At 60.7% G+C, this 16120-nt stretch carries 15 protein-coding genes; 3 read left to right on the plus strand and 12 right to left on the minus strand.

Annotated elements, in window-relative coordinates:
- Nucleotides 1-36: 36 nt before the first annotated feature.
- Complete coding sequence (locus tag GXP70_RS23365; protein WP_162359052.1) at nucleotides 37-327, minus strand: hypothetical protein; 291 nt, start codon at nucleotides 325-327, stop codon at nucleotides 37-39.
- Between the two features lie 149 nt (nucleotides 328-476).
- On the opposite strand from GXP70_RS23365, the gene asd reads away from it, so the two are divergent.
- On the plus strand, nucleotides 477-1265 hold the full coding sequence (asd, locus tag GXP70_RS23370; protein WP_162359053.1) for an archaetidylserine decarboxylase: 789 nt from the start codon (nucleotides 477-479) through the stop codon (nucleotides 1263-1265).
- Between the two features lie 59 nt (nucleotides 1266-1324).
- Here asd and GXP70_RS23375 read toward each other — a convergent pair whose 3' ends face one another.
- The 3 genes from GXP70_RS23375 to pdxR form a co-directional block, all read right to left on the minus strand.
- Nucleotides 1325-2092 carry a phosphotransferase family protein gene (locus GXP70_RS23375; RefSeq protein ID WP_162359054.1) on the minus strand — a complete coding sequence of 256 codons (768 nt, stop codon included), beginning with the start codon at nucleotides 2090-2092 and terminating at the stop codon, nucleotides 1325-1327.
- A 17-nt stretch (nucleotides 2093-2109) separates the two neighbouring features.
- Nucleotides 2110-3459: a DEAD/DEAH box helicase gene (locus tag GXP70_RS23380; protein WP_162360641.1), complete on the minus strand. Its 1350-nt coding sequence runs from the start codon at nucleotides 3457-3459 to the stop codon at nucleotides 2110-2112.
- A gap of 180 nt (nucleotides 3460-3639) precedes the next feature.
- Nucleotides 3640-5130, minus strand: coding sequence for a MocR-like pyridoxine biosynthesis transcription factor PdxR (gene pdxR, locus GXP70_RS23385; RefSeq protein WP_162359055.1), 1491 nt, complete (start codon nucleotides 5128-5130; stop codon nucleotides 3640-3642).
- Nucleotides 5131-5271: 141 nt separating this feature from the next.
- Here pdxR and GXP70_RS23390 point away from each other — a divergent pair, with 141 nt between their 5' ends.
- Complete coding sequence (locus GXP70_RS23390) at nucleotides 5272-5910, plus strand: pyridoxamine 5'-phosphate oxidase family protein (protein ID WP_162359056.1); 639 nt, start codon at nucleotides 5272-5274, stop codon at nucleotides 5908-5910.
- An 88-nt stretch (nucleotides 5911-5998) separates the two neighbouring features.
- Here GXP70_RS23390 and GXP70_RS23395 read toward each other — a convergent pair whose 3' ends face one another.
- The gene (locus GXP70_RS23395; RefSeq protein ID WP_162359057.1) at nucleotides 5999-6787 is read right to left on the minus strand and encodes a helix-turn-helix domain-containing protein; all 789 of its coding nucleotides are present in this window, start codon (nucleotides 6785-6787) and stop codon (nucleotides 5999-6001) included.
- Between the two features lie 239 nt (nucleotides 6788-7026).
- Here GXP70_RS23395 and GXP70_RS23400 point away from each other — a divergent pair, with 239 nt between their 5' ends.
- Entirely contained in the window at nucleotides 7027-8334 is a 1308-nt protein-coding gene (locus GXP70_RS23400; RefSeq protein WP_162359058.1) for an aminotransferase class I/II-fold pyridoxal phosphate-dependent enzyme, read from the plus strand.
- 1309 nt (nucleotides 8335-9643) lie between these two features.
- Here the strand turns inward: GXP70_RS23400 and GXP70_RS23405 are convergent.
- The 7 genes from GXP70_RS23405 to GXP70_RS23435 all read right to left on the minus strand — a co-directional run bounded on the left by GXP70_RS23405 (nucleotide 9644) and on the right by GXP70_RS23435 (nucleotide 16111).
- A complete protein-coding gene (locus tag GXP70_RS23405; RefSeq protein ID WP_162359059.1) occupies nucleotides 9644-10975 on the minus strand; it encodes an LLM class flavin-dependent oxidoreductase in 1332 nt (443 codons plus the stop codon).
- A gap of 50 nt (nucleotides 10976-11025) precedes the next feature.
- A complete protein-coding gene (locus tag GXP70_RS23410; protein ID WP_162359060.1) occupies nucleotides 11026-11505 on the minus strand; it encodes a DinB family protein in 480 nt (159 codons plus the stop codon).
- 17 nt (nucleotides 11506-11522) lie between these two features.
- Nucleotides 11523-12683 carry an amidohydrolase gene (locus GXP70_RS23415; RefSeq protein WP_162360642.1) on the minus strand — a complete coding sequence of 387 codons (1161 nt, stop codon included), beginning with the start codon at nucleotides 12681-12683 and terminating at the stop codon, nucleotides 11523-11525.
- A 70-nt stretch (nucleotides 12684-12753) separates the two neighbouring features.
- Entirely contained in the window at nucleotides 12754-13809 is a 1056-nt protein-coding gene (locus GXP70_RS23420) for an LLM class flavin-dependent oxidoreductase (protein WP_162359061.1), read from the minus strand.
- A gap of 41 nt (nucleotides 13810-13850) precedes the next feature.
- Nucleotides 13851-14603, minus strand: a complete 753-nt coding sequence (locus GXP70_RS23425; protein WP_162359062.1) for an amino acid ABC transporter ATP-binding protein — start codon at nucleotides 14601-14603, stop codon at nucleotides 13851-13853.
- Nucleotides 14600-15310, minus strand: coding sequence for an amino acid ABC transporter permease (locus GXP70_RS23430; RefSeq protein WP_162359063.1), 711 nt, complete (start codon nucleotides 15308-15310; stop codon nucleotides 14600-14602). Before GXP70_RS23430 ends, GXP70_RS23425 begins: the two co-directional genes overlap by 4 nt.
- Nucleotides 15311-16111, minus strand: coding sequence for an amino acid ABC transporter permease (locus tag GXP70_RS23435; protein ID WP_162359064.1), 801 nt, complete (start codon nucleotides 16109-16111; stop codon nucleotides 15311-15313).
- Nucleotides 16112-16120 lie beyond the last annotated feature (9 nt).

Below are 16120 nucleotides of genomic sequence, written 5' to 3' on the forward strand. Positions count from 1 at the left end.
CCATCTGCCTGATTCTCCGCGCTCACGCTCGCCCAACTATTTGTCCCGCGCCCACAGCTGGGCCAGCAGCAGGCTGAGGCCATAAGGCCCCAAATACCCGCCGCAGATCAGAAAAAGCGGCCGCAGCAATATCTCGTGCACCTGCGTCATGAACACCGTATCGTCCAGCAGCGTCTTCAAGACGGCACGCGCCGTTTCCGCAAAAAAGATCATGTACGCCGCAGCGCCCAAAAGATCCAGCAGCCGCCTGGCGGCAGGGAACGCCGCTCTCAGCCAAGTCAGCAGCGCGCCGCCTGCGAGGGCGGCAAGCAGTATCAAGCCCATCATCGCATATCACCTCATCCCCACTATTCGCCAACGCTGCGCGCCTTAAACCTGTGGGAATGTATTCTATTGATAATTGCTCCACGATATGTCAAACTAGTCCCAGACCATCTAGACCTGCCCCTAATCAAGAGAGGACGTGAACTACCGGCATGACCAAATGGCTGCTCCGATCCATGACCGAGCTCAGCTCGCGCAAATGGATTTCGCGCATAACGGGCCGCTTCGCGCAGTCGCCCGCCAGCCGGCGTTTTATTCCGAGGTTCGCCCGCATGTACGGCATCGCCGTCCAGGAAGCCGAGAAACCGCTGCATGAATATAGCACGCTGAACGAATTTTTCACGAGACGCCTGAAGCCCGGTTCAAGGCCCGTCAACGCGGAGCCGAGCACGCTTGTCAGCCCGGTCGACGCGCTGATTACTGGCTGCGGCCCGATCGAGCAGGGAACCATCCTGAACGTCAAAGGGCAGGATTATACGATCGAGGAGCTGCTGAACCACTCGCCGCGTACGGAGAATTACAAGAATGGCTACTATATCGTCCTTTACTTAAGTCCCACCGATTATCACCGCATACATACGCCTATCGCCGGCACGGTCGTGGAACGCGAGCATGTGCCGGGCAAAGTATATCCCGTCAACGACTTCGGCCTCCGCCACATGCGCCGGGTGCTTAGCCGCAACGAACGGCTGATCACGTACATGCGCCATGCGAACGCGGAGACGGCCATCGTCAAGGTCGGCGCCATGAACGTCAGCAGCATCCAATACGTGCTGCCGCTGCGCGACAAGCTGGAACGGGGCGACGATCTCGCCTATTTCGAATTCGGCTCCACCGTCGTGCTGCTGACCGAGGACGACAGCTTCTACCCGCGCGTCGATTTGAAGACCGGCTTGAAAGTGCGCATGGGCGAGAAGCTCGGCACGCTGGCCGAACATTAGCGTTCAACCTCGAATAAACCGTCAAGCTCCCAGAGCTTGACGGTTTCTTTTATGCCTTCCTATTCGCCTGCGGCGTTCAAGCCGGGAGCCGTACGCAATTCGTCCGGACATTCGCCCGCCCTGGCTGCGATAATGACGGATAGATAGTCCTGGATTTCCTCGCGGGCAACCTGCATTTCGTTAAGATAGCACTCGGCCAGCGTCTTCTTCATCCGCAGCAACGATGCTCGATCCGAATCTGCCGGAACGGGCGTATATTCGACCAGAAACACGGATCTGGCAACATCGTACAGCCGGTCGCCTTGGCATAGGTTCATGAAGTCGATTACCGTCGTTTGCCCGCCGGACAGCAGGATGTTGCCCGGATGAAAATCGCCATGACAGAGCGTGTCTCCATCCTTCAATCGTGCCAGCAGCTCCAGCGCGCGGTCCCGTTCCGCTGCATGCAGCGATGCTGCGTTAGCCAAGTGCTCGCTCAGGAACGATTTGTAGTCCGGTACACGGCTGACGCTGTGCTGAAGGATCGTCTGGTGCAGCCTGGCCATCTGCGACGCGCATTCCTGGAGGTCGCCGGTTCGCAACACCCAATCCAGCAGCGATTCGCCCTCCACTTTGTCATAGACAATCCCCGTTTGCTCCTCGCAACGAATGATTTCATAGGCCTTGGGCTTCGCGAAGCTCAGCTCATTGACTGCGCAGGCGTTGAGAAATTCCCGCTCAACCGCCTGCACAGGGTAGCCCTTGCGAAAAAGCTTAAGCACCTTGCCTGCTTCCCATTCGTAAACGGTTGCCGTATTGCCCTCGCCGATGCGTTGCCGATCCTTCAATGGCGTCGCCTCCCTATTTACTTGCCAGCTTGCGGACGTCTTCTGCGATGGCGGTGTCCGTTGGAGCCGCCGTTTGCTCCTCCGCTGCCGGCAGATTCGCGCCCGCTGCCGCCGCGAGAGCCGCGTGCCGCGCCCGTTCCGGCCGGCGCACTGCCGGCCTTGGCCGCCCCGACCGGCGCACTGCCGGGCTTCGCCGCGCCGACCGCCGCCGGAGCAGGCTCCTCCGTCTGGCCCAGCGGATACGGGTGGTCCTTGATTACCGGAATCTTCCGTTTGATCAGCTTCTCGATATCCTTCAAATATGGAATTTCTTCCTGCTCGCAGAACGAAATGGCGATTCCGCTCAGCCCCGCCCGTCCGGTGCGGCCGATCCGATGCACGTAGGTCTCCGGAATATTCGGCAGATTGAAATTAATGACATGCGACAGCTCGTCGATGTCAATCCCCCGGGCCGCGATGTCCGTCGCCACCAGCAGGCGCGTCGTGCCGTTCTTGAAATTGTTCAGCGCCGTCTGGCGGGCGGTCTGCGACTTGTCGCCGTGAATCGCCTGCGCGGAAATATGCGCCTTGGTCAAGCCGCGAACGACCCGGTCCGCGCCGCGCTTCGTACGGGTGAACACGAGCGCGCTGCTGATCGACTTGTCCTGCATCAGATCGATCAGGAGCGACAGCTTGTTCGGCTTATCCACGAAATAGAGCGATTGCTGAATGCGCTCCGCGGTCGAGGAGACGGGCGTGATTTCGATTTTCACCGGATCGGTCAGCAACGAGTCCACCAGCGACTTGATCTCATTCGGCATCGTCGCCGAGAAGAACAGCGTCTGCCGTTTGGCGGGAAGCTTCGCAATGATCCGCTTCATATCATGAATGAAGCCCATATCGAGCATACGGTCGGCTTCATCCAGCACGAGAATCTGCACATGCCGCAGATCCGCGTACCCTTGATTCATCAGATCGATCAATCGGCCGGGCGTCGCGATCAGAATATCCATGCCTTGCGCGAGCTCCTGCTCCTGCGCCTTCTGCGAGACGCCGCCTACGATGACGGTGCTGCGCAGATTCAAGAAGCGGCCGTACGCTTTGCAATTATCGGCAATCTGGATCGCCAGCTCCCTCGTCGGCGTCAATATCAGCGAACGAATGACGCGCTTGCCGCTCGGACGCTCCTGTTTCGCGCTCAGCCGCTGGAGGATCGGCAGCAGGAACGCCGCCGTCTTGCCGGTTCCCGTCTGGGCGCAGCCGAATAGGTCGCGGCCCGCCAGCACCGGCGGAATCGCCTGCGTTTGAATCGGCGTCGGCTGCGTATAATTTTCCTTGGCCATTGCCTTGAGAATGGCGGGAATCAGTTGCAATTGTTCGAATGTCATCAATTCTGCTGTCATAAGTTCTCCTTCGTTCAGCCGCCGTCGATGCGGGGCCTCCATATAGCATTATACATCAAATGAAGCGCGAGGCCGTTCCAAATCGTTCACGAAGATCGTCGCCATGCTTTACCAGGCAAGAATTACCGCATTCTTGCCGTCCATGGCTGCCGGTCCAACCTTCCGCTAGTCCCTTATTCCCCGGCAAACCCGCTCGATAATCGCCCCGCCTTCGGCAATCTGCTCCTCGCGCAAATGAGCGAAGCCGAACAGCGCCGTTCGCCGCGGCGCGGCGCCTTCCCATAACGAGTCGCCGACCGACCAGCTCACGCCTTCCCGGCCGCAGCGCTCCCGCAGCCGTGCATACGTCCCGGCCTCACCCAGCCACTCGGCGTACATATGCAGCCCGGCGTCGGCGGGCACGAAGCGGAACCATAGCGCAAGCCGCGCCTCCACCTCGTCCCGGAACGCCCGCAGCCGGCGCCCGATAATCCGCTTCATACGCCTGACATGCTTGGCGTATGCGCCGCTTGCAATGAAATGCGCCATCGCCCGCTGTTCGATCAGCGCCGCCGGATGCGGCTCCAGCAAAGCCTTGGCCAGCCGAAACGGCTCCCGCAGCGCATCCGGCAGCACGACATAGCCGAGCCGCAGGTCCACGAACATCGTCTTCGAGAACGTGCCGATATAGACGACCCGCTCCTCGCGGTCCAGCGCCTTCAGCGGCTCGACCGGCCGCCCGCCCCAGCGCAGCTCGCTGTCGTAGTCGTCCTCGATGATGACGGCGCCGTGACGCGACGCCCAGGCCAGCAGCTCGGCCCTGCGCGCCGCGGACAGCACGGCGCCCGTCGGAAACTGCCGGGTCGGCGTTACGAGCAGCAGCCGGGCGTCCCAATCTTCCGGCACGATCCCGTGATCGTCGACCGCCGCGTTATGCAGCACGCCTCCCTGCGAAACAATGGCGCGCTTGATGCCGGCGTAGCACGGATTTTCGACCGCGACGGGCATGCCGGGCTCGACCAGCAGCATCGTCAGCAGCGCGATCGCCTGCATGGAGCCGTTCGTGATGAACACATTGTCGGCGCTTGCCCGAATGCCCCGCTCGCGCCGCAGGTCGCGCGCGATGGCCTCCCGCAGCGGCAGATGGCCCTCCACGGGCGTCGTAATCGCCGGGAATGCCGCCATCATGTCGCGAATCTCCGCATGCATCGCGGATTTCCACGCTTCCGTGGGGAACAGCTCCGCATCCGTTTCCTTGAGCCGGAAGCTGATCCGTTCCCGAATACCGTCCTTCGGCAGCGGCGGATGCTGCTCGATGTAGCTGAACCGCGCCTTCCCCGCCACGAGCCGGTCGCCCCACGCCGACAGGACAAGCGGCGCCGCGCCCGCGCCGCTTGCGATGCCGCTGCCTTGCAGCGAGGCGCCCGACGCCACGAAGGTGCCGCTGCCGCCCTCGGCCCGGGCAAAGCCTTCCGCGATCAGCATATCGTAGGCGGCATTCACGGAACCGCGCGACAGCCCGTACAGCTCCGCGAGCTTTCGGCTGGACGGCAGCCGGGTTCCGCCGCTCAGCATCCCGCTGACGATCGCGTCCCGCAGCGACTGGTACAACGCCTCCGTCTTGCGCCCCAGCTCGCCGTAATACCGTTCGTATGCAATGCGAAAATCCAAATCCATTCCTGCCGCCTCCCGCCAATAGTCCCGCCAGTCCCGTTCAATCTCAAAGCGGCTCAATAAAACTAATCATAATTGGATCTTTTGAGTTGTCAATGCGCGCGTTATGCTAGGAGCTATTAATCGCCAATGGAGGTCGTTACGATGCGTAGAGCGGAATTCGAAGTCAATGCGGATGCGAATCCGGAGGAAATAACAAGGTTCATGGAAGAAATGAGCTTCGGCTTCCTGGGCACCGTCGCGGCTGACGGTTCGCCGTCGATGACGCCGCTCAATTTCGTGTATGTCGACGGCAGCATCTATTTCCACGGCAGCCGGATCGGCGAGAAAATGACGCAGCTGAAAGCCAACGAGCGAGTTACCTTCATGGCCGCGAAGGAGTATGCGATCATCCCTTCCTACTTCAGCGATCCGCTGCTGGCCTGCCCGGCGACGGCTTACTTCAAATCGGTTCGGGTGGACGGACATGCCGTCGTGGTAGACGATCCGCGGGAAAAGGCCGCCGCGCTGGAGGCGCTCATGCGCAAGCTGCAGCCGGAAGGCGGCTACAAGACGATCGATGCGTCGGATCCCGATTACATCCCCCGGCTGAAAGGCGTAGCCGTCGTCCGCATCGACGCGGACCGCGTCAGCGGGAAGTTCAAGTTCGGCCAGAACCTCAAACAGGCGGAGCGCGATTCGATTACGACGCAGCTCGCGGATCGCGGCCTGCCCATGGATGCGGACACGATCGCGCTCATGAAGCAATTTTGCCCGCACGCTCAAAAACCGGTCGGCGACTAGACGCTGACCGGTTCTTTTTCTATCTATGCCTTATGATATGATTTATGGCGCCGTACGCGCCGTTTGCCATTCGCCATCCCTCGGCGGGCTACCTGATCTCCGACGGGTTCTTGCCCGTATACTGCTTGAACTGCCGGCTGAAGAAGAAAATATCGCGATACCCGAGCGCGTCGGCGACCTCCGTCACGTTCATGCCGGCATGCATGAGCAGATGCTGCGCCCGTTCGATCCGCTTCCGGATCATGTACGACTGGACCGACGAGCCGATCAATTCCTTGAATTTGATGGAGAAGTACCGCGGCGACAGCTGGGCGCGCTGCGCCAAATCCTCGACGCGGTGCGCGATGCTCGGGTTCTGATGGATGTAGTTGGCGATTTCGTGGATCGCCTCCGTCAGCTGGTTGCTCGCCTTGCGCTCTTCGCTGGGGCCTTCCTGGTCGACGCGGAGCAGATGAATCATGAGCTGCTTCAGGATGAGCTGCGCCTCTTCCTCCGCCGCATACGTTTTGACAAGGAACAGACGGACATAACGGGAGAGAAGGTATTCGAAATCGACGGTTTCGTGCAGCAGCCGATAAGGCTGGGGAATGTGCTCGACCGGCTCCGAGACGTCAAAGTGGATGTACGTGAGCACAAGCGGCTTCTGCGGGTTATGCGTGGCGCTCGTATGGTCGCCCGGGCGAAACAGGAAACAGCTGCCCTTGCTTACGGGCACCGGCACGCCGTTCAGCATCACTTCCCCGACGCCGCTCCATACGTAGAACAAATCGTAATTGGCGAGCGGCTTCTCGCGCTTGGCCCATTTCCAACCCGGCTCGCAGACGATTTTGGCGAACGCGGACTTTAATTCGAACGATGTCGGCGAACAGTGCAGCATCTCCGGCTTCCTCCCTGCTTGAAAACAATATCGATGCCATCATACAACACTGCGCATCCTTTGCCAACTTCGCGATTCTCGCGTCAATAAAGTAGACAACAATTACAAACTTTATTCAAAAAAATCGATGGACTTTCATGGCCTTTCACTGCTGTAAAGTGTTATAATAGCTCCTAATCGGTTCCCGAATCGGAGCCCAAACCAAGAGACTGAACTACCGGAAGGATGAATAAAAGTCCATGAATCCACTTGCCCAACAGTTGAACGCGACGATTGAGCGCGAGAACGGTCACGTTATCCAGATGTTGTCTTCCCTCGGCAAAGCCATCTACTATCCGAAGGATGGCATCCTGAGCCAATCGGCCGAAGCGAAGGCGAAGGCGAAGAAATATAACGCAACGATCGGCATTGCCATCGAGAACGGTCAGCCGATGCATCTGAAAGTGATCCAAGACACGCTCTCCGCTTATAATCCGAAGGACCTATACGAATACGCGCCGCCGGGCGGCAAGCCCGAGCTGCGCGCCGCATGGCGCGCCAAGATGGTGAAGGAAAATCCGTCGCTCGCGAACAAGGCTTACGGCAATCCGGTTGTCACCAACGCGCTCACGCACGGTCTCAGCATCGTCGCGGACCTGTTTGCGGACGCGGGAGACGCGGTCATCATTCCGAACAAAAACTGGGAAAACTACGAATTGACCTTCGGCGTCCGGCGCGGCGCGGAAATCGTGGAGTACCCGCTGTATAACGCCGAGAACCGCTTCAACAGCCAAGGACTGCGCGAAGCGCTGCTGGCACAGCAAAGCAAGGGCAAAGCCATCGTCGTCCTGAACTTCCCGAACAACCCGACGGGCTACACGCCGGACGCGCAGGAAGGCGTCGAGATCGTCGCCGCGCTCAAGGACGCGGCCGACGCCGGCATCAACGTCGTGGCCGTGACCGACGATGCGTACTTCGGCCTGTTCTTCGAAGGCTCCTTGCACGAATCGCTGTTCGGCCAGCTCGCGGGCCTGCACCCGCGTATCCTGCCGGTTAAAGTCGACGGCGCTACCAAAGAAGAATACGTCTGGGGCTTCCGTGTCGGCTTCATCACTTACGCAGCCGGTTCCGATGCGATGCTCTCTGCGCTGGAGCAGAAGACGCTCGGCATCATCCGCGCGACGATCTCGAGCGGTCCGCACCCGTCGCAGACGTTCGTGCTGAAGGCGCTGCAGTCGCCGGAATTCGAAGATCAGAAGGATGAGAAGTTCGCGATCATGAAAGGCCGCGCCAACAAGGTGAAGAGCCTGCTCGACAGCGGCCGCTACGGCGACGTATGGTCGTACTACCCGTTCAACTCCGGCTACTTCATGTGCCTGAAGCTGAACGGCGTCGATGCCGAAACGGTGCGCACGCGCCTGCTCGACGAGTACGCCATCGGCACGATCGCGCTCGGCGAAACGGACCTGCGCGTCGCCTTCTCCTGCATCGAGGAAGAGAACCTCGAAGAACTGTTCGATACGATTTACAAAGCGGTGCAAGACGTGGCCGTGGCAAGCCGCGGCTAGAGCTCCGGTTTGTGCGATGGGCGTTCCCGTGGCGCTCCCGTGGCGCTCCCGTGGTGCTTCGCACCGGACGTTCCCAACCGCAAAACCTACGCTAGCCGCTTGTTGGACCGTCGGGGGCGTCGCGCGCTCCGGTTTTGCGATGGGCGCTCCCGTGGTGCTCCGCACCAAAGTCGCTCCCATTCGCAAAACCTGCGCTGCGCTTCCTTTCGCCGGTCTGTGGCTCATCAAGCTCCGGTTTTGCGTTGGGCACTCCCGTGGTGCTCCGCACCAAAGTCGCTCCCTAACGCAAAACCTGCGCTGGCAGTTAAGTCTCGGTGATTCGTTTGAGACTGAAAGGGCTGTCCCACTGTCATCTAACGATGACTTATGGGACAGCCCCTTTTATTGTAGTGGGATCGATGGAGAATTACACCTATTAGCCTTACCTATATTGCGGGGGCGGCTTGAACCGCCATTCTCGTGCAGATCCGGCGGGATGCCCGCACCTCTTGGCAGCACGCTCTAAGACTGCCGCTTCCCGGCATAGCAGCTGAAACGATTTTGATCAGTCGTCTGTTCGACCAGTTGGGCAGCAGCGCTGCCGTCGAAGCAACGGAACGGACAGGAGATGCCTTATTGACCGGTTTTCTTTGTTTTCCGCGAGCTTCCGGACAGGAGATGCGCTATTTCACCCAACATGCTCACATTCGGTGCTTCAAAGGGGCAATAACGGATCCTATGTCCGATCGCTAACCCGAAACACCAATTTCAATACCATTAACGGATCCTGTGTCCGCTGCCTATGTTTCGTTCAACCCAAGCTTCATCACTGATACCTTTATTCCTTGTACCAGTAATTCATTGTCCTGCCTGGCCTGTAATTCCGGCATTGATAGCGGGATGAATCTGACCCCCGATTTCATCGATTTGGCGAATCATCCCTGTTACCCAAATGTCTTTATACGCCGAATATGCTGAGGGGTCGTGCATCAAAGCCATAAAAATGTTCATGCGTGCAAATCTTGTCCTTAGGAAGCGGCTTGGCTTCCGTCAATGCACGATGAATAATTTTTATTGTCAATGCATCGTCTGTTAGCGGAATCTCCAAGGCATGTTGTAATACTTTCGCAATAATTCTCGATCCTTGCCCCGTAATATAGCCGTTCCTCAGTGTTAGATGTATAAGCCGCATCCGCTCAACCCGTCGAGCTTTCGTTAATACAACTCTACGGGGCGGAAATAATGTCCAATTACATCCGCAAGCCGATGGCATATAACAAACAGCCTCGGCTCGGTCATCCGACCTGCCGAAGCTGTTCTGTCCAACATCTTAAATCTTCGCCTTCTCTCTGGCGTACCGATTCTCCGGAATCGCCAGGCCGAGGTTGCCCCGAAGCGTGTCGCTCTCGTATTCCGTCCGGAACAGGCCGCGCTCCTGCAGAATCGGCACGACATGATCGACGAAATCCGCCAGTCCGTTCGGCACGGCCTCGGCGATCATGAACCCGTCGACGGCGCCGCGCACGAACCATTCCTCGATCCGGTCGGCCACCTTCTCCGGCGTACCGATGAAGTTGCCCCGCGGCGTGGCCGCCTGAAGCGCGACCTGGCGCAGCGTCAGATTACGCTCCTTGGCGTCGCGCTTGATTTTGTCCGTGCCGCTTTGGAAGCTGTTGCGGCCCAGATCGCCGATGTCCGGGAACGGCTCGTCGAGCGGATACTGGGAGAAATCATGATGCTCGAAGAAGCGGCCCAAATAATTGAGCGCCGTCTCGATCGTCATCAGGTTGGCGACCTCCTGGTATTTGCGCTCCGCCTCTTCTTCCGTTGCGCCGACGATCGGGCCGATGCCCGGGAAGATGAGCACGTCGTCCGCGGAACGGCCGAACGAGACCGCACGCGCTTTAATATCCTGATAGAACGCGATCGCATCCTCGATGTTCTCGTGACCGGCGAATATCGCATCGGCTTCCTTCGCCGCGTAGTTCTTCCCGACCTCCGACGCGCCCGCCTGGAAGATCACCGGCCGGCCCTGCTTGGAGCGCGCGATGTTGAGCGGTCCCTTGACCGAGAAGAATTCGCCTTCGTGATTCAGCGCATGCACCTTCGCGGGATCGAAGAAGACGCCGGACGCCTTATCTCGCACGAACGCGCCATCCTCCCAGGAATCCCACAGCCCGCGCGTTACTTCCAGATACTCCGTCGCGATCCGGTAGCGCAGATCATGCTCGGGATGCTCCTTCTTGCCGTAATTGAGCGCCGAGCCTTCAAGCGGCGAGGTGACGACGTTCCAGCCTGCGCGGCCGCCGCTCAGCACGTCGAGCGAGCCGAACTGGCGCGCGACCGTGAACGGCTCGCTGTACGAGGTCGACAGCGTGCCGACGAGGCCGATATGCGTGCTGACCGAAGCCAGCGCGCTGAGCAGCGAGATCGGCTCGAACCGGTTCTGGAAATGCGGAATCGATTTCTCGTTGATATAGAGGCCGTCCGCGACGAACACCAGGTCCAGCTTGCCGGCTTCCGCCTTCCGTACCCAGCTCTTGTACAATTCGAAATTAACGCTGGCATCCGACAGGATGTCGGGATGACGCCACAGGGCGGGATTGCCGCCGACGCCGTGCAGCATCGCGCCGAATCGCAATTGCTTGCGTGGTTTGCTCATGGTTTACGCCTCCTAATGGGTGAAGAGTGCCCGTGACCGGCGGATTCTGCTCAGACGACCACGTAAGCCGCCGAGATACGCTCGATTTGGGCGATATGATGATGCACGTGCTTGACGAAGCCCTGTACGACGTCGCGAAGCGCGACGTTCTCGTCTTTGAAATTGACGCCCGTCTTCGACCAGTCCTCGGGCGCGAGACGCTTGAACAGCAGCAGATTATAGTTCACATATGCCTCATAGAATGCGAGAATGTCATCCACGGAGCTTTCGTTCGCGCGCGCGGAATCGACCCAGGGATCCTGTCTGAACGCAGGCAGCTTGGCGACGGACGCCGACAGGATTTCGCGGATCCGGAAACCGACGACGATCGCATGATCCGCCAGATGCGACAGCACCTCCGTCACGCTCCATACGCCGGGCGCCGCCTTCCATGTCAATTGATCCTCGTTCAAATTCGCGATGGCTTGCTTCAAATGCGCATGCAGCGCCGAATAATCCCCTAGCAGCTTATCGATCGTAGTGTCAGCCATGATTCAGACCTCCGTTATTAGTTGTTGTCCGGCGCCGGGCGCAGCAGCGCGATCTCGGCCGCTCGGGCGAAGAACGCCGCGCTCGGCAGCAGCGCGTCCTCGTCGATATCGAAAGCCGGATGATGCCACTCTCTGCTGCCCGACGTGCCCATGAATACGAAGAGTCCCGGCACCTCCCGCTGGTAGAAAGCGAAGTCCTCGCCCGCGGGCGACGGCGACGGCGCGACCGCCCGCAGTCCCGCGCCGGCCGCCGCCTCAAGCGCCAGCGGCACCAGCGATGCATCGTTCGTCACGGGCGGCGGACCTTGAATCCACCGAATGTCCGCCGTCGTCCCGCAGGCCGCCGCAACGCCCTCGACGACTTCCCGGAACCGCCGCAGCACAAGCTCCCGGACGCGTTCGTCGAACGTGCGGACCGTGCCCTCGAGCACCGCCTTCTCGGATATCACGTTCCAGGCGGTCCCGGCGTTTAGCTTCGTGACGCTGATGACCGCGCCTTGCAGCGGTCCGACGTTGCGGCTCACGATCGTCTGCAGCGCCGTAATGATATGGGCCGCCGCCACGATGGGATCGACGCCCGCTTCCGGCACGGCGGCATGCGAGCCCTTCCCCGCGACTTCCACGACGAAGCCGTCCGCGGCCGCCATGAGCGGCCCTTCCTTGATGCCGACCGTGCCGACGGGCAGGTCCGGCTTGTTATGCATGCCGAAGACGGCGCTCACGCCGGCCAATGCGCCGGCGGCGATGAGCTGCTGCGCGCCCTTGGCCTTCTCCTCCGCCGGCTGGAACAGGAGCCGGATCGTGCCGCGAAGCTCCCGCTCGCGCGCCTTCAAGAGCAGCGCGGTGCCGATGACCGCGGCCGTATGGAAATCATGCCCGCAGGCATGCATCCGGCCCTTCACTTCCGAGGCGTACGGCAGTCCCGTCTCCTCCTGGATCGGCAGCGCGTCGATATCGGCACGGACCGCCACGACCGGGCCGGGATGCAAGCCGCCGATTTCCGCGACCAGTCCCGTCCGCAGGCCGTAATCCTTGATCCGGATGCCCGCTTCCTCCAGCCAGCGCCGAATGGCCGCCGTCGTCTCGAACTCTTCCAGCGACAGCTCCGGATTCCGGTGCAGCCAGCGGCGAATGTCGACGAGCCGCTGCCGCAGCGCTTCCTCCTGCCCAGCCGTCACGCCGGCCGCTCCGTTCGTTTCCAACCGTTCTACCAAGCGAATCCCTCCTGCTTATCCCAATCTCCGCAGCCTATACCGCGGCCGCCCCATGCTCTGCCGCCGGCGCCGCGGAAGCTTCGGCAGCCGTCTCGGACACCGCTTCCTTCAACAGCTCGAACGAGCGAAGCCGCTTCTCGAAATTCGGGATATTCGTCGTCACGATGAACTCCTCCACGCCGAGCTTGCGCTGCAGCTCAAGCAGCTTGGCGCGCACCGTTTCCTTCGCGCCTTTCGTCACCTCGGGCTCCTTCACCTCGATGCGGTACTTCTCGTTGGACTGCTTGCCGTATTCCTCCGCCTGCTCGATCGTGCCCACGGTCAGCGTCCGGCCGCTGGCCAGATGAATCTTGACCTGCTGAAGGTTGCCTGCCAGCTCCGCCGCTTCCTCGTCGCTGTCCGCCACGACGACGGACAAGGCGAAGATCGCCTGCGGCCGATCGCCGCGCTCGCGGTTAAACTGCGAACGGTACGCCGCGAATGCCGCCAGCGCCGTCTCTTCGTCGCCGTTGATGAACTGCGAGAACACGTAAGGCAGTCCGAGCGACGCCGCGATTTCGGCGCTGCCGACGCTCGTGCCGAGCACGTACAGCGCCGGCGCCGTTTCCGGCAGCGGCGAGGCTTTCAGCCCGGCGAGCGGATGGCCGTCTTCGAGCTTGTCATGGATGAATTTCTCCAGCTCCACGATCTTCTCCGTCAGCGTAGGCGGATGGTCGACGCCCCGCTGAAGCGCCTGCGTCGAGCGCGGCAGCCCGCCCGGCGCGCGGCCGATGCCGAGATCGACGCGGCCCGGGGCCAGCGACGACAGCACGTTGAAATTTTCCGCGACCTTGTACGGACTGTAATGTTGCAGCATGATGCCGCCGGAGCCGATCGTGATGCGCTCCGTCTTGGCCAGCAGATGCGAGATGAGCACCTCCGGGGAAGAACCGCCCACGAAATCGGAGTCGTGATGCTCGGAGACCCACAGCCGGCGGTAACCGAGCGCCTCGGCGCGCTGCGCCAGCGTCACCGTGTGCCGAAAAGCTTCCGTCGCCGTCTCGCCCGGATAAATCGGCGTTTGATCCAAAATGCTAAGCGTGATTCCCATTGCTTATCCCTCCTGACGACCGTTGGCCGAATGACTTGTTTTTAGATGGAATAGGTCGGCTCCGGCATGATCCGTTTCAGGAACTGCTTCGTCCGCTCTTCCTGCGGTTTGTTGAAAATATCCTTCGGCGCGCCCTCTTCCACGATGACGCCGCCGTCCATGAACACCACATGATTCGCCACGTCGCGGGCGAAGCCCATCTCGTGCGTAACGACGATCATCGTGATGCCTTCCTTCGCGATTCTGCGGATGACCGCAAGCACCTCGCCGACCAGCTCGGGATCGAGCGCCGAGGTCGGTTCGTCGAACAGAATGACCTCGGGATTGAGCGCCAGCGCGCGGGCAATGCCGACGCGCTGCTGCTGACCGCCGGAGAGCATGCTCGGATAAGCGTCCAGCTTCTCGCCGAGCCCCACCTTCTCCAGCACCTCGACGCTTCGGCGGCGCGCCGTTTCCTTGGGCATGCGCTGCACGATGACGAGTCCTTCCATGACGTTCTCGAGCACCGTCTTGTGCTTGAACAGGTTATAATGCTGGAACACCATCGCCGACTTGCCGCGCAGGGCGTGAATGTCTTTCTTCCCGGCACGGGCGCAGTCAAGCTCGAAATCGCCGATCGCGATCCGCCCTTCGTTCGGGCGCTCCAAGTAATTGATGCAGCGCAGCAGGGTCGTTTTGCCGGAGCCGCTCGGGCCCAGAATGACGACGACCTCGCCTTTGTCCACCTTGAGATCGATGCCCTGAAGCACCTGGTGCTTGCCGAACGATTTCGTAATGCCCGTCAGCTTGATCATGCGACCCCACCTCGATTGTACATAGTCATGCGTTTCTCCAGGACGACGGCGACCCGTTCGATAAGGACGGTCAGTCCCCAGAAAATAACGGCCGCGGCCAGATAGGCCTCGAAGAACTTCCAATTCGTCGAAGCGACGATCTGCGCCTTGGCGAACAGCTCCACGACCGACACGGTAAAAGCGAGCGTCGACGCATGCAGCATGCCGATGACCGCGTTCGTCAGATTCGGGATGCTCGCGGCGAACGCCTGCGGGAACACGATGCGGCGGATCGCCTGCGGCGTCGTCATGCCGACGGAGTATGCCGCCTCGATCTGCCCGCGGTTCACGGTGAGCAGGCCTGAACGGACGACCTCCGACATATATCCGCCCGCGGTCAACGAGAATGCCAGGAAGGCGAAGTTGATATACGGAATGGACGCCGAGCGGAAGCCCCAGCCGAACTGCGCGCTCAAGCCATCGATAAGCATCGGCAGGCCGAAGTAAATAATCAGCAGATGCGTCAGCATCGGCGTGCCCCGAATGAACGTGACGTACGCGGAAGCGACGGGATGCAGGAACGGCACGCGATAGATGCGAATGAACGCGACCGCCGTCCCGATAATGAAGCCGAGTATGACGGAGACCGCCGTGATGAGCAGGCTCGTCGGAATGACCGGCAGCAGCTCGACGAACGCTTCCCAGATGAACGATGGATCCAGCTTCACTTACCTCGCCTCCTCTCTCAGACGTACGCTTCGTTCGCGTCCGGCTGTCCGGCCGGCCGACCGGCCGAATCCTGGAAACCAGCCCCGGCGGGGCGCCGCATAGGACTCGACGGGGCGCTTCTCGTGACGCAGCAGCCTCCGTTCCAGCAGCAGCAGCAGCCGTTCCAGCACGATGCTGATAACCAGATAGATCAGCGCGAGCGAGATATAGCTCTCGACGAAATGATTCGTCAGCGTCGCCAGCGTCTGCGTCTTGCCCGTCATCTCCATCACGCCGAGCGAGAACGCGAGCGACGTATCCTTCAACAGCGCAAGCGTGACATTGGCCAGCACCGGCACCGCGATCGCCAGCGCCTGCGGCAGCACGATGCGCCTGAACGCCTGGAAGCCGGACATGCCGACGGAATAGGCGGCTTCCACCTGTCCGCGGTCGACGGACGTGACGGCCGAACGAATCGTCTCCGACACGTACGCCCCGGTATGCAGGCCGTATGTTAGTATGACGAACGCGAGCACGGGCGTGCGGCTGACGTCGATGCCGGCCAGCTTCAGCACCTCGGGCAGGCCGTAATAGAACAGGAAGAGCTGAATAAGAATCGGCGTGCCCCGGAAGAACGAAGCATAGATTTGAGCGAGCCGCTGCAGTACCGGCACCTTATAGAGACGGGGAAGCGCCACGACGAAGCCGACGATCAATCCGGCCAGCAGCGCCCCCGCAACGATGAACAGCGTCGTCTGCAGCGTGCTCAGGAGCTTGGGGAAGAACGTGAAGACATAGCTGATATCGAACTTCTCGCCCATCTTCGTTTC

This window comes from Paenibacillus lycopersici, from assembly GCF_010119935.1.
GTDB lineage: Bacteria > Bacillota > Bacilli > Paenibacillales > Paenibacillaceae > Paenibacillus_Z > Paenibacillus_Z lycopersici.